The organism is Planococcus sp. ISL-110 (assembly GCF_018613575.1).
GTDB lineage: Bacteria > Bacillota > Bacilli > Bacillales_A > Planococcaceae > Planococcus.
On record NZ_JAGGPX010000015.1, the window covers coordinates 115,587 to 140,376 of the forward strand.

The window sequence follows — 24,790 nt, forward strand, 5'->3', positions numbered from 1 at the left end:
TGTGGGGGTTATTTATATCGCTTCTTTACTGAATTGAAAATGGCCTTTGCCATCGGCTTTGACCTCGTACATGGCTTTGTCGGCTTTTTTCATTAAATCCATAGGGTTTTCGGCGTCCAGTGGATAGACGGCTATGCCAATGCTCGGCGGGCTGAAGATTTCAACGCCATTAATGCAAGGAACGAGTTTTTCTGTGTCTATAAACGTCTATGAGCCATCGCTTCGCGCAGGTTCTGAAGGGCTTTTTTGCCTTCATCGCCGCGGGCGATCATCAAGTTGGTGTAAAGCGCATCGATCAAACTCAATTGGGCGATGCGGGATGACAAGGCCTCGGAGCGGAAATCGGTTTCTTCTGAAAGCGTGTAAAGAGCGATATCCGCTTCTTTGGATAAAGGTGATTTGGCGAAGTTGGTGACACAGATGATGGTAACGCTTTTTTCTTTTAAGACCCTTAGGACGTCCAAAACGTCAGTGGTCGAGCCAGAATGGGAAATGACAATCGCTACATCGTCCGATTGAAGCTGGGATGCAGCCATCAGCTGCATGTGGGAATCCAGATTCATGGAGACTTGGAGACCCAGGCGGACAAATTTATGGTAACCGTCCATGGCTACCATAGCGGAACCGCCGTTTCCATAGAAGTCGATTTTCCGGGCTTTCATCAATTTTTCAGTCGCCTGCTCCATCGCTTCCGAATCGACAATTTGCAGGGTGTCTTCCAAGGTCTTGATATTGGAGCGGAAGACTTTTTCGGTGACAGCGCTGATGCTATCGCCTTCTTCAATTTTTTCATGAATGTCTTTTAACGGTGCTACTACTTCTGCAGCAAGCGATATTTTAAAGGCCTGGAATCCCTTAAAGCCGATTCGTTGGCAAAAGCGGAAAATGGTCGATTCAGCCAGCCCCAGTTCGTCGGCAATCTGGTTGATGGTCAAGTGGATGATATTCTTTGGGTCATTCAATACATAATCGGCAATCTTTTTTTCTTTTTCACTGAAATGGCGGTAACTACCGCGTATGGCAGCCAGCGCAAATTGCTGTTCTTTCATGATCCGCGCCTCGTTTCTATAAAAGTATTTTCGTCTATTATACAATAACATGTTGCGAATGGAAAAATATTTGATACAATTAATTCATTAAAGAAAAAAATTCTTTTATTATAGAGGAGGATTCCACAATGGAAATCGGGATTATTGGTTTAGGGAAAATGGGATTGAACTTGGCGCTTAACTTGGTGGACCACAGCCATAAAGTTGTCGGATATGACAGCCACGCGGCAATTGAAGAAAGTGGTTTCAGCCAAGTTTCTTCTATTGAAGAAATGGTGAAAGAGCTAAAGGCACCTCGTACGCTTTGGTTGATGGTACCGGCGGGTGAAATTACCGAATCGGTCATCGCCCAATTAACGCCTTTGCTCCAAGAGGGAGACTCCATTATTGATGGCGGAAACTCGAACTACAAGGATACGGTACGTCGTGCAGCAACCTTGAAAGAGCAGGGCATTTACTTTTTTGATTGCGGGACGAGCGGCGGAACAGAAGGGGCACGCCACGGAATTTGTGCAATGATCGGCGGCGATGCAGAAAAGTTCAAAACCATTGAACCGTTATTGCAGGACATTTCCGTACCAGACGGCTATTTGTACACAGGAGAAGCGGGAAGTGGACATTTCCTGAAAATGATCCATAACGGAATTGAATACGGCATGATGCAGTCTATCGCGGAAGGGTTCGACATCCTGAACAAAAGCCCATTTGATTTTGACTACGAAAAAGTGGCTGGCGTTTGGAATAATGGATCCATCATCAGCTCGTACTTGATGGAAATGACGAAAAACGCATTTTCAAAAGACGCTAAACTCGACAGCATCAAAGGCGTCATGAATTCTTCAGGTGAAGGCAAATGGACCGTGGAAACGGCGCTTGATTTAAATGTTCCGGCACCGGTCATCACTTTGTCGCTCATGATGCGCTACCGTTCATTGGAAGACGATACCTTTGCAGGAAAAGTCGTGGCAGCACAGCGCAATGAATTCGGCGGGCATGCAGTAGAGAAGAAATAGGAGCAAGTGTTAAAGGATTAAACAATAACAGGTGATCGTTCACACTGTTTTGTGTGGATATGCGCTGTCGCCATAGATAAATTGAAATCCTGGACGGTGATGGAAACCATTATCGGTCTCACCGGTTTCGTGGTAGTGTTGATCATAAGCATTTGTATCTAAATTAAACTTGAAGAGAAAAAGGGCATGCTTCCTTTTTCTCTTTCTTGTATACAGAGGAGGGTTCCAATGCCTGAACTGTCGTATTATCTTGGGGTGGATATCGGCACCACTTCAACCAAAGCCGTTTTGTTCGATAAATCCGGTAACGTAATAGCAGCCGCTACCGTTTTTTACGCACTGGAAACGCCGAGTCCGCTCATAGCGGAACAGGACCCGGAAGAAATCTTCCGTGCAGTATTAACCTCTGTGCGAAAAACAATCCGCAAAAGCGATATTGATCTGCAGCAGCTGAAACTGGTGTCCTTCAGTTCGGCGATGCATAGCCTCATCGCGGTAGATGCCTCAGGAAACCTGCTGACGCAAAGCATCACCTGGGCCGATACAAGAAGTTCGAAGCACGCCAAGCACATAAAAGAACAGCTGAATGGCCATGAAATTTACTTGCGCACCGGCACGCCAATCCATGCCATGTCGCCTTTGGCAAAATTGGTATGGCTGAAAGATGACATGCCGGAAGTCTGCGAACAGGCAGCGAAGTTTATCGGCATCAAGGAGTATGTCTTCCATGAATTGTTCGGGGAATATGTGGTCGACCATTCAATCGCTTCTGCTACAGGGCTCTTCAACCTGCGGAATTTGGATTGGGACGAAGAGGCGTTGGCAGTGGCGGGCATTACGCCTGAATACCTGTCACGGCCGGTTCCGACAACGCATGGGATGACAGGGCTCGTTCCGGAACATGCCCTGTTCATGGGCATTCCGGAAGACGTCCCCTTTATCATTGGCGCAAGCGATGGTGTCTTAGCCAATCTTGGCGTTGACGCCATCGAACCGGGCGTTTTGGCAGTAACAATCGGCTCGAGCGGCGCTATCCGCACCGTTACCGCAGAACCGAAAACAGATCCGAAAGGACGGACTTTCTGCTATGCATTGACTGAAAACCATTGGGTGGTCGGTGGACCCGTCAACAATGGCGGCATCGTCCTGCGCTGGCTGCGGGATGAGTTTGCTTCATCAGAAGTGGAAACAGCGAAACGCCTCGGCATCGATCCGTACGAAGTGCTGACAAAAATCGCTGAAACGGTCAATCCTGGCGCAGACGGGCTGCTGTTCCATCCGTATTTGACGGGGGAGCGTGCGCCGCTTTGGGATGCCAATGCTCGTGGCTCGTTTTTCGGACTGAGCATCCATCATAAAAAGCAGCATATGATCCGCTCAGTTATTGAAGGCATCGTCTTCAATTTGTATACCGTATTGCTTGCGGTCGAGGAATTGACCGGTGAACCGACACGTATCCAGGCATCGGGTGGCTTTGCCCGTTCGGAAATGTGGCGCCAACTGTTGGCGGACGTTTTCGGCAAGCCGGTGATCATTCCGGAAAGCTTTGAAAGCTCCTGCCTCGGCGCTGTCGTTCTCGGTATGTACGCCACAGGAGAAATCGAGGATTTCAGCATCGTCTCTGAAATGATTGGCCAGACACATACGCATGAGCCGGACGAAGCAGCAGCTGGTGTATACCGAGAGCTGATGCCGATTTACATTCGCTTATCGCGTCTGCTGACAGAAGAATACGAAAATATTTCAGACTTCCAACGGAAGCATTTGGAGTAATACGCGACACCCGGGACCAGAAAGCTGGTTCCGGGTGTTTTTAGGTTGGTCGACTGGAAATATTTTCTTTATTTATTCCAATGAAATCTGTTGGTTGTTTCGCGCTGGTTTTATGGTCGCTCAGCAAAATTTGCAGTCGTTCAACAAGAAATACAGTCGCTCAGGAGAATTTGCGGTCGCTCAGAAAAAAATACGGTCGTTCAGCCGAATTTACAACTAGAATAAATCAAACAATCAGAAAACGGCTAAAAATATCTATAATTTTCCAAACCCACATGATACGATAAAGATAAACTTCACTCCGTGGGGACACAACCCCGCGGAGAAAAAACAGTACCTGAATCATTCAACATCAAGGGGGGATGTAGGGATGGAATTTGATGCGATTATTGTGGGGGCAGGCCTTGCGGGGCTGGTGGCGGCAGCGGAAATCGCTGACGCGGGCAAAAAAGTAATGCTGCTTGACCAGGAGCCGGAAGCTTCCTTTGGCGGTCTGTTTTTGATCGATTCGCCTGAACAGCGGCGTATGGGCATCAATGATTCACAAGAATTGGCGTGGCAGGACTGGCTTGGGGCAGCCGGTTTTGACAGGGAGCAAGACGAGGATCATTGGGGAAAGAGATGGGCAGAAGCCTACGTGGATTTTGCGGCGAATGAAAAACGGACATGGCTTGCCGGCATGGGCGTCAAATTTTTTCCGGTCGTTGGCTGGGCAGAAAGAGGCGGCTATTTGGCGGAAGGCCATGGCAACTCGGTGCCACGCTTTCATATCGTCTGGGGAACCGGGCCCGGCATCGTAGCGCCGTTCGAGAGGCGAGTGCGTGAACATATGAAAAAAGGCCTGATCGAGTTTCGGTCCAGGCGTCAAGTGGACGAGCTGCTGACTGAAGATGGAGTGGTGATGGGTGTATCCGGTTCGATCCTCGAGCCGAGTGATGCAGAGCGTGGAGAGGCGAGTTCAAGGCAAGGAGTAGATGATTTCTGCTATAGAGCACCAGCTGTCGTTGTGACGAGCGGCGGCATCGGAGGCAATCATGAGTTGATCAGAAGAAATTGGCCAAGCCGTTTGGGAAAAGCTCCGGAAACCATGCTGTCGGGTGTGCCTGAGCATGTCGACGGAAGAATGCTCGCCATCACGGAAAAAGCAGGAGGGCGCATCGTCAACCGCGACCGGATGTGGCATTATACCGAAGGCATTAAAAACTGGAATCCGGTCTGGAGCAAACATGGCGCCCGAAATTATCGGGGAGACCGGCTGATCCGGGTGGCTGCGCTGCATAAGTTGCTGGACCGGAAAAAAGGGCCGCTCATTGCGGTTCGCCTGAATATCGTCAGCCGTAAAACCTTGGGCGGATTGCAGACGGACTTGTCCTCCAGAGTGCTGGATGACAACGGCCAATCGGTGCCTGGATTGTATGCTGCGGGAGAAGTGGCAGACTTCGGTGGCGGCGGTGTCCACGGCTACCGGTCGCTTGAAGAAACTTTTCTTGGCGGATGCCTGTTTTCGGGAAGAACAGCAGGAAGGGCAGTCGCAGGCGAAGGGGGTTGTGGGAGTGGTTTTTGAAGATGTAGGATGGCGGGTCGTACTTTTTTTGTTCGGAACCTTGTCCAGTATTTTTTTGGTGAATTTGTCCCTAAGAAAAATTCTCGGTGTGCAGAGAAGAAAATTTTTTTCAACTGAACATGTAAATGATCTTCATAAAAAATGGGACAGGATATTGAATGTGGGAGCGGGTATTGTTGTCTTTATCATGTCTTTTGCACTTATTGAATACGGTCCAGTAATCAGTATGTACATATTGATCATCACTGCTGTTATCGGGACCCTGCAGATCTTGATTCGCGCAGGATTTGAGAAAAATCACGCGGAAAACCCAAACGACTATATGTACACGCTGCTGGAAGCATTGGCGGGTACCGTCATTCTGATCACTTTTGGCGTGAGTTTATTTCGGGACTTTGTCTCGGTTATATTTAATATCTAAAATAAAGAAGGGAAAAAGATGGGAGATGCCATCGCAGCACTTGCTATAGTTATCCCTATTTTCATTGCGGCCATGGCATTGAGGTGGGTTAGGATTATCCGCCTTAATTCGGAAAAGCAGATTCAGCAAAACGAAGAAATAATCACATTGCTGAACGAAAGCAGGAAGAGAGGAGAGCCAGTGAATCCACAAGAAGATATTTTAATCCGGCCTTACCAGGAAGATGATTTCCCGGCCATCCATGAATTGAACAAACAGGAGCAATGGAACAACCTTGTCACGAAGGAACAAGATTTAAAACAGGCCTGGACCAACTCTACTTTGGCAGTCGTTGCTGAAATTGACGGGCAATTGATCGGGTATTTGCGTGGACTGACAGACGGATTTATTTCGCTCTATATCTGCGAATTGCTGGTAAGGCAAAATTACCGGAAATCAGGAATCGGCAAAAAACTGCTGCAGTTTGTTCATAGCCAGTATCCGAAAACACGCATGGAGTTGCTGGCCAGCAGCACCTCCCGCAGCTTCTACGAAGCACAGGGCTACCGGCCTTTTTATGGCTTCCGCAAAACCATGGGAGAGTAAACAGGTGTACTGGCAGCTTGTTTCACGTGGAACGTTCTAAACTAAAGGAGTGATGTCTAAATGAGAGGTGAGCGGGTGCATATCCGGTTTTTGAGTCCTGAAGATGCAGCGGAAAAGCTGAAGCTGGAAAAGGACAACCGGAATTTTTTTGAAGCGTATTCAATGACACGCTATCCGGATTTCTATACATTGCTGATCCAGCGGGAGATGATTGAAATTTATGCGGATCAGAAAGAAAATGACCAGGCCTACAGCTTTGGGATTTTTGAGAATGAAACAGGTTTACTGGTTGGTACAATCAGTCTGGTTCAGGTAATGAGAGGCCCGCTGCAAAGCGCGGTGCTGGGATATGCCATGGACAAAAAACACAACAATAAAGGTTATACGACAGAAGCTGTAAAGCTGATTGTGGCTTATGCTTTTCGGAAGCTGGCATTGCACCGCATCGAAGCTGGGGTCATGCCGGGAAATGATGCTTCCATTCGGGTTCTGGAAAAGGCAGGCTTCCATAAAGAAGGAATTGCCATAAAAAACGTCCAGATTAACGGCCAATGGCGGGATCATCAAGTGTTGGCCATCATAAATCCGCGTGATCTTTAGAAACTTCTGGTTTTGAAATCAGTAAAGGGGTTTGATATCATGTACCTTCAGTCTGACAGGCTCGAATTTCGAGCTTATAGGGATGAGGATTTTCAGTTTTTATGGTCATTGCTATCCGATCCTGAAATGATCCGTTATATCGGCAAAGGGCAGACGAGAGATAGAAGCGAAGCCCTTAAATTTCTATACTGGATCTATCGCTCCTATCAGGAACATTCACAAAGCGGTCTTCTGCTGCTGATCCGGAAGACAGATGGCAGACGGATCGGCCATGCCGGACTGGTGTCTCAAACCATTGAAGAGGTTGATGAACTGGAAGTTGGCTATTGGGTAGCCAAAGAGTTCTGGGGTCAAGGCTATGCCAAAGAAGCGGCAGAGGCTTTGCGTGATTATGGCTTGCATCAGCTGGGAAGAGACCGGCTCATTTCGCTGATCCAGCGGAATAACCGTGCTTCGCAAAAAGTCGCGAAGCATATCGGCATGGCAGTGGAAAAAGAAATTGTCCTGTCCGGGAAAAAAGTTTATGTCTACACCATTGAAAAGGAGGACAATGATGGAATTCCCAATACTGGAAACAAAGAGGCTGCGCCTGGAGAAGGTTGAAGAAAAGGACGCGAACTTATTTTTTGATATCATGTCACGCGAAGAGGTTATTGTCTATTACGGGATGGAACCTTTAGTCCACCGGGAAGAGGCAGTCGAAATGATCCGTTCATTCCATGCCAGTTTTAATGTGGAAAGAGGGATGCGTTGGGCGATTCGCCTTAAGGAGACAGAGCAGTTTATCGGGACAATTGGTTTGAACAACCTGAACCTAAAAGCAAAAAAAGCGGAAGTCGGCTATGAGCTGCATCCCGATTATTGGCGCCAGCAATTGATGCAGGAAGCAATTCGCGGTGTTTTAAAGCATTCTTTTGCAGAACTCGATCTGTATCGGATTGGAGCAGTAACGTTTCCGGAAAACATTTCATCAAACCGGCTTTTGGAAAAGCTTGGTTTTACATTAGAGGGGCGATTGCGCGGCTATTTGCATCAACGAAATCAATCTCATGATGCCTATATCTTCTCGTTGCTGAGAACAGAGTGGCTGGCTGAAGAAGGGTCTGACTGACTGTTGAAAAGGAGGCGGAAAAAGCTTGATAGCCAAGGCACTCATGCTTTGTTTGTTTTATATTATTGCAAACTTTTTTGTAGGGCGTTACGTAAAAAAGCGCTGGGAAATTTCCAAGCGCAAAGAATGGTTGTATTGGCCCTTGAACCGGGCACATGCGTTAATCGAAGCGGTTCTCATGATCGGTTTTCTTGTCGGTGCAGTGACCTTGGGAAATCAATTAATGGGAACCATCAATTGGGTATATTACCTCTTTTTGTTTTTCTTCATCAGTTCGCTTAGCCGGGCTTTGATGGAATGGAAATACGCGAAAAGCGAAAATGTTTGGATCAGCCAATTGGCAGAATCAGCCATTGCCGCAGTGCTGCTGCTGAGTTTTTTTATTCTGCCATAATGAAAGGTTGTCCTCCGCTTGCAGAAGATTTTGTGGATGTTTAGCCTTCGGATCTGGTTTTCGCTTGTTCAATTTTTCTGTATTTCGATTATCTTTTTCATCAACGGCATAATTTTATCGCGACCGGATATGCGTTCATCTATCCAGACGGCTTCTTTGGCCAGCAGCTGCCGGATTTGTGAAGCGGCCTGCGCATGATCCGCTGGAGTCATGAGACTGGAGATGTTCTCGATTTCTGAAAAGACAAATTCGGGAAGCGACTGGCTTGCGGCTTTTAATCCCAACTGTGCCCGTGCCGGTGCGTACCGGTATAATAAAACCCGCGCTAAATGTTCAAGGACGTGCCACAGCATCTTCACTGCCCAAATGTTATTTCCTCTGGCAGCCGCTTTACGGTACTGGAATAAAAACCAGGCAACATCAATGACATGGTCTGTGTATTCCTCTTTGCTGAGCTCCAGGCTCTGCGATTCTTCAAATTGGTCCAGCAGATTTTCGGGATCATAGACAACCTTAAAAAAATCCTTTGCCGGGAATGATTCCACAGTTACCGTAAACAGGTCGATATGCAGCAAATCATCAAACACTGCTATGAGTTGAGGGGCAATGATGAAGATGTCGTCCTGAAACAGCACTGGCCGATAAGCCTGCAGATGAGTGATGCGCTCTCTTAGGAACAATTCTTCCTGCTCTTTTTCGACCAGGCAATACAGGTCGATATCCGAATGCTCGTCGTGCTCATTTCTGCCCATGGATCCTTTCAGGAAAATGGCTCGGACATAGGGACTTTGGGTTAGACTGGCTGTTATCTTTTCTACCGCGATTTCCTGTGCTGGCATGATAATCCCCCGATGGCTGAATTTGTTTTTTTTACTATAGCACAAAAGGATAAAACTTCCAATTTGAAGAATAAATAGAAATAAGCATTTCGGGAAGGATGAAAAAATGCGCCAAATCATTGCCATGGTCGGTGGCGGTTTCTCAATGGAACCGGACAAAATAAGGGACACAATAAAGTGAAAAGATTGAAAGTATATAAGTTGAACGCGTTTTTTGTGGTTACTCTTCCATCCTCCAATGATAAAAGATTCCAGCGATATCTAAACGATGTTCCAACAAGCCTGCTTCTGCTATAGTGGCAATAAGGGCGGTATCATTGTTGAACTGCACCCGGTAAAAAAACTCAACAATTTCATAGTTCTGCCTTGATCATAAATCGACAGGGACGGAGAAAACCACTAATAAACTTACCGCCCGTCTGTCCAGTTTTGGAACCGATGGGCTTTATTTCGGTTTTTCCTCCCAAAAGGAGAGAAAAAAATGAAGAATACAGCATCACTCATCAAAATGAAAGCACAGAATGAAAAAATCGCCATGCTTACGGCCTATGATTACCCATCAGCAAAGCTTGCCGAGCAGGCTGGTGTAGATGTGATTTTAGTGGGTGATTCCCTTGGAATGGTCGTCTTGGGATATGATTCTACGGTGAAAGTCACTGTCGATGATATGATCCATCACGGAAAAGCGGCCCGTCGCGGCGCACCCGATACGTTTTTAGTCGTGGATATGCCATTTGCTTCATTTCATGGAAGTGCAGAACGCACACTCGACAATGCGGTGCGCATTTTTCAGGAAACGGGAGCGGAGGCAGTAAAACTCGAAGGCGCAGATGAAGTTGTGGACGTCGTGAAATTACTGACGCGCACCGGCATCCCAGTTGTCGCTCACTTGGGATTGCTTCCACAGACAGCCGGCGTTTTGGGTGGCTATAAAGTTCAAGGGAAGACGGCGGATGCTGCTCAAAAGCTGATTGAAGATGCACGGGCATGTGAAGCGGCGGGAGCCTGCATGCTGGTTCTCGAATGCATTCCCTATCAATTGGCACAGAAAGTCACGGCGGCGCTGACGATTCCGGTGATCGGCATCGGAGCCGGCAGTGAAACGGATGGGCAGGTCCTGGTCTACCACGACGTCCTGAAATACGGGGCGCATCATTTGGCGAAATTTGTGCGGTCTTATGCAGAAACCGGCGACATCATGAAAAAAGGCTTGACCCAATATGTTGACGAAGTGAAATCTGGGGCGTTTCCGGCTGAAGAGCATCGTTTCACCATGAAAGAAGAAGAACTTCAGCAACTGTATGGAGGAAAAGAATAGAATGAACTTGTCCAACATTTAAAACTCAAGGAACAGTCCAGGCAAAAAGTTGTTTCGGATTTGTCCCATGAATTCAGGACGCCTTTATCGAATTTAAACGGTTGTATGAAGGCCCTCAGTAACGGGGTCATTGAAGGGAATACCGCATTATTCCACTCACTCCACGGGGAAGCAAAACGCCTAACAGCAATGGTTGAGCGGTTGGAGCAATTAAAAGAGTGGGATATAGCTGCCACGAAAACATTGGTGGAGATAAAGTGCGAAGAAATGAGCCTGATGATCCGGCAGGTATTGAGCAACATTCTGGATAACGCCATCCGCTATTACGAAGGCACTGCGCCGATTCAGATGGAGGGAAGCATTACCGAAAACGAATATCATGTGGCCATCATCAGTCAAGGCCAGGGAATTTCTAAAGCGGATGCGGAAAAAATATTTGAATGCTTTTACCGCACCGACCCTTCACGAACTCGCAATACTGGTGGAAGTGGTCTCGGATTGGCCATTTCGAAGGAAATCGTCGAGCTTCATAAAGATGAAATAAGGTTTGGACATTAAAAATGGACGCTACGTTTTTGGGTTTACGATACCTTTAGAAAAAGGCGTATCCTGAACTTATATTATTTTCTGATATCCTGTGCAGAGAAATTAGGCAATAAATAGAATGAGCTTATTTCCAAGCTGGAAGTAGTGAGTTGCAGGTTTAAAAATTTTTCTTTTTTGAAAGCATTGAAAAAAGACTAAGGATTAACAAAGTCTTAATTTACTGCTCAAAAGAGTTAGGGGAAAGTGAACACATACTTCTTAAAAAGCGAGGATGGGAATTTATGAATGTTTGGAATGAACGATACGGAAATGAGAACTACGTTTATGGAACTGCGCCTAATGTGTTTTTAAAGGGAATCCAGCCTCTATTACCGGTAAGCGGAAAAGTTTTGTCAATTGCAGAAGGGGAAGGAAGAAACGCTGTTTTCTTGGCTGAACAAGGGCTGGATGTCGTTGCGTGGGATTTTGCAGAATCTGGACTTGATAAAGTGAATAAGTTGGCAAAAAATCAAGGTGTTCAGGTACATACGGAACTTGTCGATTTGGCAGATGTCACGTGGGAAGAAAATCAGTGGGACGAAGTTGTATGTGTTTTCGGTCATTTCCCTGGTGAGATTCGGAGAAAAACACTCAAAGGAGTAAAGCAAGCTGTGAAACCGGGAGGGTATTTTGTTGCGGAAGTTTATTCCGGCTATCAACTCCCTTATCAAAGCGGAGGTCCGAAAGAGTTGGATTTTCTTTATCAGCCAGAGGAATTTCTTAGCGAATTTAGCGATTGGCGTATCGTTCACTTTTTCTTAGGAGAAGTTGTTCGAAACGAAGGCGATCTCCATAATGGTTTATCACATGTTATTCAATTTGTTGGACAAAAACTATAACCAGCACCAAAAATGTTGCTGGCAAAAGGGTAATCTTTTTTTGCTAATTTCTTTTCAATTAATACAAAGAGACATGAACGGAATGGATGAAAAGGGGATTCAGATAACTCTCTCAATATTTTTCAGTTGTCTTAGGTGCAGAGAAGAGAAACGCAGTTTAGTTATTTTGTGTAACGGGAACTATCAATCTAACGACATCCTGGAAGGAGTTACTCATTATTGCCCAATCGCAGATGCATTAAATTTAGAGGGAGCAGCGTTTTTGAAATAACAACATTGTCTCTGATGAGAACCAGGGACTTTTATTAGGTTTGGCCAATGGTTTGTTCTTTCGTTTCTGCTCATTAATACTCCATCTTCTCCTGTGTTTCATTTGGAAGCTTTATCTCTTCTTATCGATTCCGAATTTTTCTGCATGTTCTCAACAGATCCCACATACTCAAACCTATTTCAAATAAGAAGAGAATAGGGCTATTTTATGTAGAGTTGAGAATCTAAAGATTCTGTAACCATTATGTCGCCTTTTCCATTAAAAAAATAGGACGAACCAATGTCTTGGTTCGTCCTATTTTTTTTTGTGTGTAAATCGTCAATTCATGTTGAATACGGCAATAAATTCATCGTTACATTTTTTTTTAATTATATCAAATTATAAAGGTCTTATGTATAACTTAATATAGGTATTATAACACTTTAATATAGGTGAATAATTATTTATTTGGTAATAAGTACCTATTTTAAATAATACATTAAATCAATATTTATTTAGTTCAAATTAATTCAGCTGTAACCAATAAAATATCCTTTAAAAATTAAGTAATGGACTATAGAGGGGAGAAAAGATTGAATATCATCTTCTATGCGTCTTTTATCGTCTAATGGAGTTTGAGTTTATGAAAGGTTATTTTAGAAGCAATATTCTAGTTAAAAAATGACAGAAGAAGAACTTCAGCAGCTGTACGGAGGAAAAGAATAGATAGAAGGAAAAACCCGGCATCTTGGAAAAGATGCCGGGTTTTCTCATAGTTGCAGAATATTTTCTTTAACTATGTCTGGAAAGCGTCCGAAAATGTCTATTTTTACGAACGGTTATATTAAACAACGCAGGTGATCCGCTTTAAAACATGCATTCAAAGTTTAGCAATATGATAAAACTATAATAATAGAATACTTTTTTGGAATTTGCTTATTCTTCCGGCAACAAGACAATCTTTCCTAATTTCCCCGTCTTTTTAAAATAAATTTGAGCTTCTCTTGCTTTTTCCAAAGGAAAAGTTCGATCGATGACCGGTTTAATTTTACCTTCAGAAATAGCGTTTAGCATACGTTTAAATTCTTCCCTAGTGCCCAAAACAGATCCATAAACAGTAATATGTTTTAAATACAAAGTTCTAAAATCAAGTTCTGTATTCTGACCACCTGCAGACCCAGAGGTACAGAATTTTCCACCCTTCTTCAATACCTGAAGGGAGGTCGAGAACAAAGCATCGCCCACAACATCTAATACCGAGTCAACCGGACCGCCATTCACTTTTATTATTTCTTCAGCAAGATTATTTGATTTGTAAGACAACACGTTTGTTGCTCCGAGTTCCTTCATTTTTTCTTTCAACTCTAGGTCACCCACAATCGCAATGACCTTAGCACCAAATACTTTAGAGGCAATTTGTACATTTAAAGATCCAACACCACCGTTTGCCCCAGTCACCATAATAGTCTCTCCAGGTTGAGCTTGAATTTGTTCTGTCATGTGCCATGCAGTCAACCCACTAACAGAAAAAACCGCACTTTCTGTATAGTTGGGAAGAGGCATATCAAAGCAAAGATCAGCATTCCACACCACGTATTCCGCATATCCACCATCATATTCTGAACCAATGAAGGACATATCTTCTGAAATATGTTCAGATCCTTCATCTCCACTTGATGTGAATGGGAAAAGGACAACATCTTTTCCAATCATGGATCTCTCTACAAGTTTCCCTGCCTTTACTATTCGCCCTGATATATCTGAACCGGGAGTTCGGGGAAAGTGTACTCCTTCTGGTCGCCATCCGGACTTCGAACCAGTGCCGTAAGCTCCTTCTCTCATCCAAATTTCCGTATTATTAATGGCACAAGCCTTTACCTTAATGAGCACTTCATTGTCTTTAGGTTCTGGCATAGCTAATTCAACTATTTCTAACTTATCTACATCACCGTACCCAGTCACTTGAACAGCTTTCATAGAGTTATCACCTTTCTATTGTTTGAATTGGTATAAAATTCATTACATCCATAGCTTAAATAAATGGACGCCTTTCAAAAAACATTAGCTATTCACTCGCTATTATTATCTTTATTAGTGGCTTATTCAACTATCCTGACCCGGTAGTTAAACATTGACTGGATAGTTCGTCCGGAAAAACATCGATTCACTCGCTGAACTGGCATATATCCTCCTTTTTATTTACAGCATGAAGCACCCATCTGAATTAATAATCTAAATTATCAAAATAATACAGTTGCATTTCGTTATTGGAAGAAAATGAAACACAACTGTAACCGAAACTAAATGTTTAGCTGTTACACTTAGCGAGTCGGAATTTTTCAGGAAACATACTCCGTCTTAACTTATATACACTTAATTTATATAGATTTATGCTTCATAGATTGATCAACTTTAAGATTTAGCCGAGCGATAAATAGTTTAAAGTACGAGAAAGATTCTGGAAGGGGAACAAACACTTGATTTCAAAATGGATGGTAACGGGTTTGTCCTCTATATTGGCCTTATCAATTTTAGTACCAATGTCTAGTGCGGACATACTAAGCGAAATGGAACAAAAGCAGCAAGAAGCACAACAGCAGCAAAGTGAACTGAATTCGGGCATCACTGAAAAAGAAGGAAAAATCAATCAAAATGCATCAACACTGGAACAGCTGGCGGCGAAGATAGCGGATTTGAATACACAGATCAACGATACAGAAGCAAAGGTTAACAACGTCCAAGCCCAAATCGATCAAACGATAGTGGAAATCGATGAGTTGAGAAAATCGATTGAAAAACTTGAGCGGAAAATTGAAGAACGTAAAGGGCTTCTCAAGGAACGGGCTCGTGCCATCCAATTGAGCGGTGGTTCGGTGGATTACGTGGATGTTCTTCTCGGGGCAAATAGCTTTGTCGATTTCATCGACCGATTCTCAGCCGTCAATACGTTAATTGAAGCAGACCGTGAAATCATGCGCAATCAGGCGTCCGACAAAAAATTGTTGGCTGAACAAAAAGCGCAAGTGGAAGCCAAACTTGGCGAACAGGAGTCGCGCCGTGCTGAATTGGTCGGTTTAAAAGCATCTTTAGATGGCCAAAAGAAAGAACAGGCGGGTCTGGTTAAGAATATGGAAGCCGAACAGCAACGGTTGGCAACTGAAAAAGGCGGCTTGGAAAATAAACGGGACGAATACGTTGAAATCAGTGCGGATCTGGAACAACAAATTGCCGATGAACAAGCCCGTTTAGCTGAAGTTGCCCGAAAAGCAGAGGAAGAGCGCCAACGGAAAATAGCAGCTGAAAAAGCCGCAGCAGAAGCGCGTGCTCTAGCTGCAGCGCAAGAAGAAGCCAATGCACTAGCTGCAGCGCAGAAAGAAGCCAAGGCACTTGCTGCAGCGCGAGAAGAAGCCAGTGCTCAAGCTGCAGCCAAGGAAGAAGCCAATGCTCAAGCAGCCCGTGAAGCGGAAGCTGCAAATAATGCGAAGGCAGCCTCAGCCAAAACAGCATCCATCAGTAAGCCGAAAGTCGAAAGCCCAGCTATAAGTGCTCCTGAAGAAGCTGTAGCTGCACCTGCACCAAGCGCGATGTTTATCCGACCTGCACCAGGCCGCTATTCGTCTGGCTTTGGCGGACGGGATATCGGGGACGGAGCTGAATCGCATCTAGGGCAGGATATTGCCAATGTAACGGGCACACCCATTTCTGCAGCAGCGACAGGATATGTTTCCTTTGCAGGTACGATGGGTGCTTACGGAAACGTCGTGATTTTGACACATTCAATTAATGGTCAATCCTATGCAACGGTTTACGCTCATATGAGTGCCATTAAGGTTTCTAATGGCCAAGCGATCTCACAAGGTCAAACGATTGGACTAGTCGGCAGCACCGGACGTTCTACCGGACCTCACCTTCACTTTGAAATCCACATTGGCTCATGGAACGGAGCGCGTTCAAACGCCGTGAATCCGATGAATTATTTTTAATATCAATTAAAAACAGTGTGCATCATTGACTGAGCCCCATTTAATGGACAGTTTAATAAAAGTACACTGCAGCTAAGCTGCGACGAGATGACGCCGGGTATTGTGCCGGAGTCATCTTTTTTTAAATTTCATGTCTGTAGGCAGTAATTGATTTTTCGTCATCCGTACTGATGACACTTGATCATTGTCCTTGTTGGACATGGACAGGTTTGTATAGAGAGAAGTGGTTTTGATGTTGCTGTGGCCCGCCGAGACTAAGGACGAACTGTGCCGCCGTAAAATCATCACAAATAGGAAAGAAACTTTGTTTGAACAAGGATAGCGGCTTTCCCGAATGTCCAAATAGGCCTTCAAATATTTGATGGCCCGGTCCCGTTCATTGTCCCGTTTAAACCGTTGGCGTGCGAGTCCATTCTCCAGGTCCGCTTTGTAGCCATGTTCGATGAATTGCAGAAAATCATTGATTTCATGCTCATTCAGTATAACGGAACTGATTTTCTGCGCTCGGCGGCTGGCCGTCTCTTTTTTCGTTGCCGCACAACTTTGCTTATGACGTTCCGGTAAAAATACGGTTCCCTGGCCTCTGCCTCTTGCGTCAGGTAAGTGAAGAGCGACTTTAACACGTTGAAGGAAAGGATGACGACTGTATTGCCACAATGTTTGTGGCTGTATTCATACAGTAACTAACATGATTAGAGGCGACTTGCTTTCCAAGTCAAAGTGGGGTGGTCAGCTCTATGTCAGTCCAAACCCCCAATTTTTTTATTTTTATGAATATCTTCCGTTCCAGCCTCCAAAGCGGTCTTGTAATAGAAGCATTTATGTTCGATGATTTCCATGGTCTTTTTCAGTTCTTCCTTCTGTGCTTCAACCGTAGCTTTTCGTTCCATGAATATGTCATATCTTTGCTGCAATGTGGAGTCTCCATCAGAGCACCAGTCAATGAAGTTCTTGATTTCCTTAATAGGCATGCCACTAGCTTTCAAGCATTCCACGATTTTTAATGCGCTGATGTCGGTTTCTTTAAACAAGCGTGTCCCATTTGGTGTCCATTCTACAAAAGGCATAAGTCTTTCCTTATCGCAATAGCGCAAGGTATATACGGTCAAATCCAATTCTTTTGCAACTGTGCTGATGGAAAAAGTCTTCATTATTTTTCTTCTCTTTTTTATAAGCTATACTTCGAGTCAACTCAAGGATTTGAAAAAAATTATCATTTGATTTGTTGAATGTCAAAGCTTTCTTACACGAAACAGAGGAATCTAGAAGAGACATCGCTGCTTCCTGCTTGACCTAGAGTTAACTATACCCCTTAAGGTTGAGTAGGAAAGAGAAAAAAGCATTGTATAAAAAATTAATGGAGAACCTGATTGTGGTTTTTCGTTAATAGACAGTACAAGAAAATTCTCTTGAAAATATGTATGAGATTTTTAAAAGATTACTGTTAAATCACGAGCGGTCAACGGTCCGGACGCGCCTTTTCAAGAAACGGAAATTAAACGCCGCGATCTTGACACCTAAGACGTCCTGATTGAATTCAAATATTCAGGGATATGCCATTCAGACATTCATACTGCACACGGCGAATGGGGCCCAGTAAACTATCCTCTTGTACCTGGCCATGAAATTGCTGGGATTGTTACAGAAGTTGGAGCAGAGGTCACTAAATACAAAGTTGGAGATCGTGTAGGAGTGGGCTGTATGGTTGATTCTTGCGGCGAATGCGAGAATTGCGAAAAAGGCGAAGAATAGTATTGCCTCAAAGGAAATGTTCCGACTTATGCCGGTATCGACAAATACGGCGAACAGACTCAAGGCGGCTATTCTACTCACATCGTGGTAACAGAAGGTTTTGTCGTCCGAATTCCAGATAATATTGGACTCGATGCTGCGGCACGATTGCTTTGTGCTGGTATTACAACTTTTTCACCGCTCAATCATTGGAATGCGAAAGTGGCGGTCGTTGGTATGGGCGGCCTTGGACCCATGGCTGTTAAGATTTCACATGCCATGGGTGCTGAAGTTACCGTCTTGTCACAAACATTGAATAAGCAAGAAGACAGCTTGAAATTCGGGGCAAAAGAGCACTATGCCACTAGCGACCCTGAAACTTTCGAGAAACTTGCGGGCACCTTTGATTTGATCATCAACATGGTAAGCGCCAAACTCGACATGGACTCTTACTTCTTATTGCTGGCGCTCTAGTAAACGTGCGTGCGCCTGCAGAGCCGCTATCCGTAAATGTATTTTCTCTTATCGGCCATCGCCGGTCGTTTGCAGGTTCGATGATCGAGGGAATCCGTGAAACTCAGGAAATGTTGGATTTCTGTGCAGAACACAACATTGTTCCGAACATTGAAGTCATTTCAGCGGACCAGATTGCTGAAGCTTATGATCGCGTATTAGCTTCAGATGTGAAGTACCGATTCGTAATCGACGTCATTACAATATAAGCAGCAACAATCCATGATCTTGTCCTAACAAAGTGACAGTGAACACTTTACGAATTCTCAGCTGGAACCACTAAAACAATGGGGGAGTGGTTCCAATTTGAACGACCCTTGTATGACTGGATTCTTTCTCAACAATATAAAAAAACCGGCATCTCATAAGAGATGCCGGTTTTTTTATATATTATCGTACGTATGGAGCAGGGTTGACAGCGTTTGAACGCGCGCCATTCCAAGGTCCTACGTGAATTTCAAAGTGAAGATGTGTGCCGGTTGAACGGCCTGTGTTGCCCATTCCGCCGACTTGTTGCCCCTGGGAAACTGATTGGCCTACGGACACATTGATTGAGTTCATATGTGCATAGACAGTCGCGTGCGTCTGGCCATTGATGGAATGTGTAAGAATCACGACATTTCCATATCCGCCCATATTGCCGGCATAGGAAACCATACCGCTGGCTGCAGCAACAATCGGTGTTCCAGGTGAGTTTGCAATATCCATTCCAAGATGGGATTCTGCTCCAGCACCGATGTCACGGCCACCGTATCCAGAAGTGAATCGGCCGGTCGAAGGCAGGATGAATGTTGAACTGCCGACATTGGAAGAAACAGAAGCTTGTGTAACGCTTGCGGCAGGAGCAGGTGGAGGTGTCAAAGCTACTGAAGCAGCAGCAGATGCTGCTGCTTGACGCTTGGCTTCCGCTTTACGTGCGGCTGCTTCTTTAGCTAAACGTGCTTCTTCTGCTTTGCGTGCGATTTCTGCAAGACGTGCTTGCTCTGCACCGATTTTTTTCTCAAGATCGGCACTGATGTCCGCCGTTTCACTGTGTTCTGTTTCAAGCGTTGATTTTTCTTTGGCTAAGCGCTTTTGTTCTGCTTTCAAGTCACTTTCAAGTTTAGCTTGTTCATTTTTTTGCGCATCAAGTGAATTTTTTAAGTTGACCAATTCCGCTTTTTTAGCTTCCTGTTCAGCCAGCTTCGTTTCGACTTCCGCTTTTTGTTCTGCTAAAAGTTTCTTGTCTGCTGCTTGCTCAAGCATGATTTCACGGTCTGCTTCAATTAAGATGTTGACTGCTGAGAATCGGTCGATGAAATCGACAAAGCTGTTTGCTCCAAGAAGTACATCTATGTAATCAACTGAGCCGCCGCTTAACTGAATTGCACGTGCCCGTTCTTTTAGAAGCTCTTCGCGTGCTGCAATTTTTCTTTCCAACTCTTCAATAGATTTTTTCAATTCGTCGATCTCGACTTTTGTCTGGTCGATTTCGGCTTGAGCAACGTCAATTTTAGTTTGTGTTTCGATGATTTGGTTATCCAACTCGCGGATTTTTGCGATGATTTTTTCGAGTGTGGTTTGGTTTTGAGAGATTTCGCTTGTTTTTTGTTGAATTCCGGAGTTCAATTCGCTTTGCTTTTGTTGAACCTCCTGTTTTTGTTTCTCTAAATCGCTCAGTTTGTCAGCATTTGCGGTAGGCAAAAACATTGTTAACGCCAATACAGCTGATAAAGCGATCATCAGAAATTTTGATATTGTATTCAAACTCTTGCTCCCCTTTCGTTTTCCGTGGCTATCTATAAGTTATCCTGAAAAATTTATACCAAATCAATGATTTTTCCTGGCAATTCAGTTGCCTGAGGAAAAATCCAGCAGACCCATTGTACCACCGCATAAACCTAGTTATTATTACAGTTTCTTATCAATTTGACTTCGAACATGACAAAGTGTCAGACAACTGACTAATTAGTTCTAAAGACTTGTTTTAATATCTGGTTAAAAAGTAAGTGGATTGTCAGCGGATAAAGAGAGTGGGTAGACTATATGAAGGAGGAAAAAAGACCAAAAAAAGCCTTTCTCCAAATTTTTATTGGGGAAAGGCTTTTATCTATTCGTCTGCTAGTACGTCAGCTTGTTCTCTGCGAACAATCAGCACGTCGCATTTGGCTGTGCGGACAATTCGTTCGGAGACACTGCCCATTATGAATCGTTCAGCAGCATTTAAACCGGTAGCACCACAAATGATGACATCGGCATTGAGTTTAGGTGCCAATTCTTTTGGTATGGCGATTTTTGGAATTCCGTATTCAATGATGACGTTTACGTTTTCGACACCAGCAGCCAGTGCTTCATCTTTGTACTTAGCCAGTAGTTCTGTAGATGTTTTTTTCGTGCGGTCAGCAATTGTGCGGTCATAAGCTTCAATCGAACCAAATGAACGGTTATCGATAATATGGGCCAGGTGCAAAGTAGCCTTGTTGCGAGCCGCTGCGGCTGCGCCTTTCTTAAATGCCAATTCGGATTCTTTAGAACCGTCTACTGCTACTAGAATATTGGAATATTTTAAAGTCATAAAGCATTCCTCCTCGTCTCTTAACTAGTAAATTCGCTGCCGGCACATAGAGTTCCTTCTTATTTTTATAAGCTTTTGGAAATAAATGTCGGAATGATGAACTTTTACGTAATAAATTAGGGGATTCATGGTAAAATAAAGTAAATGAAACATTCGGAAAGAATCAGGAAAGGTGGGGTCGAGTTGAAGGCTGATACAGGAAACGGAGATGCATTGGTTGGCATGGAGGAGTTGCTGTCCATGCGCCATCAAGTCAAAGAATTGAAGAAGGACAGCTATCTATTTCGTGAAGGAGATGCCATTGGCGGAGTCTTCATCATTCGTTCGGGAAAAATCCGGATTGAAAAAGTGACGCCGAACGGCCGGGAGCTTACACTGAAAATTTGCGGACCGGGCCAAATGGTCGGCGAAGTGACCATTTTTTCTGAAGCACCTAAATACATGCTCGATGCACGGGCAATCGAAGACACGATCTGTCTCTATATTTCGATAAACGATCTGGAAGAAGCGCTGCTTTCAAACGGGCGGCTGTCCATGGCTTTTATGAAGTGGATGGGCATCGATCAGCAGAAAACCCAGACAAAATTCCGGGATTTGCTTCTCCATGGCAAAAAAGGGGCGTTGTACTCCACTTTGATCAGGCTTTCCAATAGCTATGGGGTTCAAACGGAAAAAGGTATTTTGATCGATATGGTGCTAACCAACCAGGAATTGGCGAACTTTTGCGGAATGACGAGGGAAGTGGTCAATCGGATGCTGAACGATCTGAAAAAGCGTGGTGTGGTGACCTTATTCGAAGGGAAAATACTTCTTCACGATATTGAGCACTTAAAGGTAGAAACAAATTGTGAGAACTGTCCCATCTATTTGTGCAAAATTGATTAGCAAAAAAGCTTGCCCCTGAGGCAGGCTCTTTTTTTTGTCTGAAATTTGTCAATCTGTTAAAAATACCTCTTAGCTGTGATAAATGTCACAGTACAAAACATGGGTATAGCATAGGCTAAAAGTAAGAATGATTTGCATAAGAGGTGAGAAGAAATGAGTCAGGAAAGCAGGGAGCCGGAACCTAACCTAAAAGGTACTTTAGTGAGTGTGTTTATAGTGGGACTGATCATCGTTGTGATGTGGGTTGCCGTTTATTTATTGTATGTAGCCCGTTAAGGCAGAGAGAAAGGAATGAATTGGAATGCATCTTCATAAATATGAAAAAATTTGGCTGGTATTCGGCATTGTCTCACTGATTGTGTTTTTAAGCGTAGTCGGAGTGAGCGCATTTTCTCAAGGTCATACTCCTGCGGGAGGGATGGACACCATCGATCCCAAAAAAGTGAACGAGACCGCGCCGTTTGATAATCCGGGTGTTACCCAATTGGACGACGATACATATCAGGTGGCCATTGTTGCCCTGGCCTTCGGCTATACGGCTCCTGACCTGAAAGTGCCGGTTGGTAAGGAAATCGTTTTTAAAGTGACCAGTACCGATGTGGTCCACAGTTTCACCATAGATAATACAAAAGTCAATATGATGGTCGTTCCAGGCCGCATTACGACAAAATCCTACACATTTGAAAAACCCGGCACTTATTTGATTCTTTGCAATGAATACTGCGGAACGGGGCACCATATGATGTATACAGAGATAGAGGTGTACGAGGAATGATTGCTGTGCAAGATCGAAAACTCGCTTTATGGAATATTGGAGTAGCGTATGTCGCATTTTTAATCGGTACTTTAGGTGGGCTGCTTCAGGTTTTTATCCGCAATGATGCCCTTCAGCTGCCGGCTTGGTTGGATTATTACCAAATTTTAACGGCACATGGCGTTCTGCTCGCACTTATATTTACGACATTTTTCATTTTTGGTTTCTTTATTACCGGTATGAGCAAAAGCCTCGGAAGCTTTGGGCCAAAAGTCCGTTTGTTTTCCTGGGTCGGCTTCTGGGTAACATTGCTTGGGACCGTGATGGCGACAGCAATGATCATAGCAGGAGAAGCTTCTGTCCTGTACACCTTTTATGCACCGCTGAAGGCAAGTGGATTTTATTATGTAGGACTTGCGTTGTTCATCATTGGAACGTGGATCAGCAGTTTCGCATTGGTTGGGCATTACCGAGTGTGGCGGAAAAATAACAAAGGGCAGTTGAGCCCGTTGTTCGCGTTCATGACCATCACCACTATCATCATGTGGATTATCGCGTGTCTGGGTGTGGTAGCAACAGTCGTGTTCCAATACATCCCTTGGGCCTTCGGCTGGACCGATACCATTGATGTAGAGCTCAGCCGTACCTTGTTCTGGTTTTTCGGACATCCATTAGTGTATTTCTGGCTACTGCCGGCGTATATGGCTTGGTATGTCATCGTACCGAAAATCCTTGGCGTAAAAGTATTCAGTGATTCATTGGCACGTTTGTCTTTTGTTCTCTTTATCCTGTTTTCAATTCCAGTCGGCTTTCATCATCAGCTGACAGAACCCGGGATTTCGAACTTCTGGAAATTTCTACAGGTTGTCCTGACGTTTATGGTCATTGTTCCTTCTTTGATGACGGCGTTCTCGATGTTCGCGACATTTGAAATTGCAGGACGCAAAAATGGCGGGAAAGGCCTTTTCGGCTGGTTTACCAAACTGCCCTGGAAAGATATCCGCTTTACTTCCATCTTCATCGCAATGGCCTTCTTTATTCCGGGCGGAGCTGGTGGTATCATCAATGCCAGCTTTCAGTTGAACGAAGTGGTCCATAATACTTTATGGATTGTTGGACATTTCCACATTACGGTTGGAACTCCAGTAGCTATGACCTTCATGGGATTGACGTTCTGGCTGATCCCTTATCTGACGGGAAGAAAATTCACCAAGTCCATGAAAGTACTCGGACTGGTCCAAATTATCACTTGGTCAATCGGTATGGTCTTGATGTCAACGGCACAGCATCTCTTGGGTCTTCTCGGCGCTCCAAGAAGAACAGCTTATTCAGGCTACAACGATCATCCTTCTGCGATGGATTGGTTTGATGGCCTCTTAACGAACCATGTCACAATGGCAATCGGCGGAAGCATTCTCTTCGTGTCTGCAATGATCCTAATCTATATCGTTGTCATGACCATGTTCTTGTCGCCTAAGGCTGTTGAGCCAAAAGATATGGTGGATTTCCCAATGGCGGAAAGCGACATGTCGCGTACGCCAAAATGGCTGGAAAATTGGTGGATTTGGATTGGTCTCGCTGTTCTGCTTATTCTAATCGCTTATGCAATTCCGTTAAGCCATATGATACAACATGCACCTCCAGGCTCGGAAGGATTCAAAACTTGGTAGGAGTTGAGGAACAATGTTCACGATGGTAATTTCATTGACGATTGTCTTTATCGCATTTACGGCGATGCTGGTCGAAATCTCTTCTACGGAAGAGTGAATTGCAGGCAGAACCAGCGGTTTTTCAAAGTGATTCAGGAAAGTTGGATAACATTTTACGAAAGAGCCTTTTGCTAAGTCGGCAAAAGGCTTTTATCTGTCTTCAGATCCATGCGCTGTAGATTTACGGTCGTTCGCATAAATTTGTGGTCGTTCAAATAAATTTACGGTCGTTCAGTCCAATTTGCAGTCGTTCAGCAGGATTTACAGTCGTTCAATGAAATTTGCAGTCGTTCAGCCAAAATTCCCGCAAAAAACTCATC

At 44.5% G+C, this 24,790-nt stretch carries 24 protein-coding genes and 2 pseudogenes; 18 read left to right on the forward strand and 8 right to left on the reverse strand.

Annotation, left to right across the window (positions count from 1 at the left end; translation table 11 throughout):
• Nucleotides 1-12: 12 nt before the first annotated feature.
• Nucleotides 13-201 carry a diguanylate cyclase domain-containing protein gene (locus J7I83_RS17835; RefSeq protein ID WP_215100788.1) on the reverse strand — a complete coding sequence of 63 codons (189 nt, stop codon included), beginning with the start codon at nucleotides 199-201 and terminating at the stop codon, nucleotides 13-15.
• The gene (locus tag J7I83_RS10620; RefSeq protein ID WP_215100672.1) at nucleotides 198-1,049 is read right to left on the reverse strand and encodes a MurR/RpiR family transcriptional regulator; all 852 of its coding nucleotides are present in this window, start codon (nucleotides 1,047-1,049) and stop codon (nucleotides 198-200) included. Before J7I83_RS10620 ends, J7I83_RS17835 begins: the two co-directional genes overlap by 4 nt.
• A gap of 128 nt (nucleotides 1,050-1,177) precedes the next feature.
• Between J7I83_RS10620 and gnd the strand changes: the two genes are divergently transcribed.
• From gnd to J7I83_RS10665, 9 genes are all read left to right on the forward strand, one after another.
• Nucleotides 1,178-2,062: a phosphogluconate dehydrogenase (NAD(+)-dependent, decarboxylating) gene (gnd, locus tag J7I83_RS10625; protein WP_215100673.1), complete on the forward strand. Its 885-nt coding sequence runs from the start codon at nucleotides 1,178-1,180 to the stop codon at nucleotides 2,060-2,062.
• 228 nt (nucleotides 2,063-2,290) lie between these two features.
• Nucleotides 2,291-3,835 carry a gluconokinase gene (gene gntK / locus J7I83_RS10630; RefSeq protein WP_215100674.1) on the forward strand — a complete coding sequence of 515 codons (1,545 nt, stop codon included), beginning with the start codon at nucleotides 2,291-2,293 and terminating at the stop codon, nucleotides 3,833-3,835.
• A 370-nt stretch (nucleotides 3,836-4,205) separates the two neighbouring features.
• Entirely contained in the window at nucleotides 4,206-5,399 is a 1,194-nt protein-coding gene (locus tag J7I83_RS10635; RefSeq protein ID WP_215100675.1) for an FAD-binding dehydrogenase, read from the forward strand.
• Nucleotides 5,389-5,820 carry a DUF4181 domain-containing protein gene (locus tag J7I83_RS10640; protein ID WP_215100676.1) on the forward strand — a complete coding sequence of 144 codons (432 nt, stop codon included), beginning with the start codon at nucleotides 5,389-5,391 and terminating at the stop codon, nucleotides 5,818-5,820. Before J7I83_RS10635 ends, J7I83_RS10640 begins: the two co-directional genes overlap by 11 nt.
• A 180-nt stretch (nucleotides 5,821-6,000) precedes the next feature.
• The gene (locus J7I83_RS10645; RefSeq protein ID WP_353048261.1) at nucleotides 6,001-6,405 is read left to right on the forward strand and encodes a GNAT family N-acetyltransferase; all 405 of its coding nucleotides are present in this window, start codon (nucleotides 6,001-6,003) and stop codon (nucleotides 6,403-6,405) included.
• Nucleotides 6,406-6,465: 60 nt separating this feature from the next.
• Entirely contained in the window at nucleotides 6,466-7,005 is a 540-nt protein-coding gene (locus tag J7I83_RS10650) for a GNAT family N-acetyltransferase (protein WP_215100677.1), read from the forward strand.
• Nucleotides 7,006-7,044: 39 nt separating this feature from the next.
• Nucleotides 7,045-7,608, forward strand: a complete 564-nt coding sequence (locus tag J7I83_RS10655) for a GNAT family N-acetyltransferase (protein ID WP_215100678.1) — start codon at nucleotides 7,045-7,047, stop codon at nucleotides 7,606-7,608.
• A complete protein-coding gene (locus J7I83_RS10660; RefSeq protein WP_215100679.1) occupies nucleotides 7,559-8,116 on the forward strand; it encodes a GNAT family N-acetyltransferase in 558 nt (185 codons plus the stop codon). The genes J7I83_RS10655 and J7I83_RS10660 overlap by 50 nt, the downstream gene beginning before the upstream one ends.
• Before the next feature lie 25 nt (nucleotides 8,117-8,141).
• Complete coding sequence (locus J7I83_RS10665) at nucleotides 8,142-8,510, forward strand: DUF4181 domain-containing protein (protein WP_215100680.1); 369 nt, start codon at nucleotides 8,142-8,144, stop codon at nucleotides 8,508-8,510.
• Between the two features lie 68 nt (nucleotides 8,511-8,578).
• Here the strand turns inward: J7I83_RS10665 and J7I83_RS10670 are convergent, their stop codons facing one another.
• The gene (locus tag J7I83_RS10670; RefSeq protein ID WP_215100681.1) at nucleotides 8,579-9,349 is read right to left on the reverse strand and encodes a nucleotidyltransferase domain-containing protein; all 771 of its coding nucleotides are present in this window, start codon (nucleotides 9,347-9,349) and stop codon (nucleotides 8,579-8,581) included.
• 481 nt (nucleotides 9,350-9,830) lie between these two features.
• Between J7I83_RS10670 and panB the strand changes: the two genes are divergently transcribed.
• From panB to J7I83_RS10685, 4 genes and pseudogenes are all read left to right on the forward strand, one after another.
• Nucleotides 9,831-10,667 (forward strand): 3-methyl-2-oxobutanoate hydroxymethyltransferase, encoded by an 837-nt coding sequence (gene panB / locus J7I83_RS10675; protein WP_215100682.1) that lies wholly within the window; start codon nucleotides 9,831-9,833, stop codon nucleotides 10,665-10,667.
• Nucleotides 10,668-10,718: 51 nt separating this feature from the next.
• Nucleotides 10,719-10,868 (forward strand): annotated as a pseudogene (locus tag J7I83_RS17990) (histidine kinase dimerization/phospho-acceptor domain-containing protein); the annotation flags it as partial.
• Nucleotides 10,857-11,225 carry a sensor histidine kinase gene (locus J7I83_RS17995; RefSeq protein WP_353048262.1) on the forward strand — a complete coding sequence of 123 codons (369 nt, stop codon included), beginning with the start codon at nucleotides 10,857-10,859 and terminating at the stop codon, nucleotides 11,223-11,225. The pseudogene J7I83_RS17990 and the gene J7I83_RS17995, both read left to right, overlap by 12 nt.
• Nucleotides 11,226-11,494: 269 nt before the next feature.
• Nucleotides 11,495-12,091 carry a class I SAM-dependent methyltransferase gene (locus J7I83_RS10685; protein ID WP_215100684.1) on the forward strand — a complete coding sequence of 199 codons (597 nt, stop codon included), beginning with the start codon at nucleotides 11,495-11,497 and terminating at the stop codon, nucleotides 12,089-12,091.
• Between the two features lie 1,186 nt (nucleotides 12,092-13,277).
• On the opposite strand, the gene J7I83_RS10690 is transcribed toward J7I83_RS10685, so the two are convergent.
• Entirely contained in the window at nucleotides 13,278-14,318 is a 1,041-nt protein-coding gene (locus tag J7I83_RS10690; RefSeq protein ID WP_215100685.1) for a zinc-binding dehydrogenase, read from the reverse strand.
• A 500-nt stretch (nucleotides 14,319-14,818) separates the two neighbouring features.
• Between J7I83_RS10690 and J7I83_RS10695 the strand changes: the two genes are divergently transcribed.
• A complete protein-coding gene (locus J7I83_RS10695; protein WP_251047587.1) occupies nucleotides 14,819-16,324 on the forward strand; it encodes a murein hydrolase activator EnvC family protein in 1,506 nt (501 codons plus the stop codon).
• Between the two features lie 111 nt (nucleotides 16,325-16,435).
• Here J7I83_RS10695 and J7I83_RS10700 read toward each other — a convergent pair whose 3' ends face one another.
• Both J7I83_RS10700 and J7I83_RS10705 read right to left on the reverse strand, forming a co-directional pair.
• Complete coding sequence (locus J7I83_RS10700) at nucleotides 16,436-16,981, reverse strand: site-specific integrase (protein WP_215100686.1); 546 nt, start codon at nucleotides 16,979-16,981, stop codon at nucleotides 16,436-16,438.
• Between the two features lie 83 nt (nucleotides 16,982-17,064).
• A complete protein-coding gene (locus tag J7I83_RS10705; protein ID WP_215100687.1) occupies nucleotides 17,065-17,475 on the reverse strand; it encodes a MerR family transcriptional regulator in 411 nt (136 codons plus the stop codon).
• A gap of 286 nt (nucleotides 17,476-17,761) precedes the next feature.
• Between J7I83_RS10705 and J7I83_RS10710 the strand changes: the two are divergent.
• A pseudogene (locus J7I83_RS10710) lies at nucleotides 17,762-18,777 on the forward strand (NAD(P)-dependent alcohol dehydrogenase).
• 181 nt (nucleotides 18,778-18,958) lie between these two features.
• Here the strand turns inward: J7I83_RS10710 and J7I83_RS10715 are convergent.
• Together J7I83_RS10715 and J7I83_RS10720 are read right to left on the reverse strand one after the other, a co-directional pair.
• Entirely contained in the window at nucleotides 18,959-20,314 is a 1,356-nt protein-coding gene (locus tag J7I83_RS10715; RefSeq protein WP_215100688.1) for a murein hydrolase activator EnvC family protein, read from the reverse strand.
• A 343-nt stretch (nucleotides 20,315-20,657) separates the two neighbouring features.
• The gene (locus J7I83_RS10720; RefSeq protein WP_215100689.1) at nucleotides 20,658-21,122 is read right to left on the reverse strand and encodes a universal stress protein; all 465 of its coding nucleotides are present in this window, start codon (nucleotides 21,120-21,122) and stop codon (nucleotides 20,658-20,660) included.
• A gap of 222 nt (nucleotides 21,123-21,344) precedes the next feature.
• On the opposite strand from J7I83_RS10720, the gene J7I83_RS10725 reads away from it, so the two are divergent.
• The 3 genes from J7I83_RS10725 to J7I83_RS10735 all read left to right on the forward strand — a co-directional run bounded on the left by J7I83_RS10725 (nucleotide 21,345) and on the right by J7I83_RS10735 (nucleotide 24,431).
• Nucleotides 21,345-22,007 carry a Crp/Fnr family transcriptional regulator gene (locus tag J7I83_RS10725; RefSeq protein ID WP_483313454.1) on the forward strand — a complete coding sequence of 221 codons (663 nt, stop codon included), beginning with the start codon at nucleotides 21,345-21,347 and terminating at the stop codon, nucleotides 22,005-22,007.
• Nucleotides 22,008-22,308: 301 nt separating this feature from the next.
• Nucleotides 22,309-22,782: a cytochrome c oxidase subunit II gene (locus J7I83_RS10730; protein WP_215100691.1), complete on the forward strand. Its 474-nt coding sequence runs from the start codon at nucleotides 22,309-22,311 to the stop codon at nucleotides 22,780-22,782.
• A complete protein-coding gene (locus tag J7I83_RS10735) occupies nucleotides 22,779-24,431 on the forward strand; it encodes a b(o/a)3-type cytochrome-c oxidase subunit 1 (protein ID WP_215100692.1) in 1,653 nt (550 codons plus the stop codon). The genes J7I83_RS10730 and J7I83_RS10735 overlap by 4 nt, the downstream gene beginning before the upstream one ends.
• The last annotated feature ends 359 nt before the right edge of the window (nucleotides 24,432-24,790 follow it).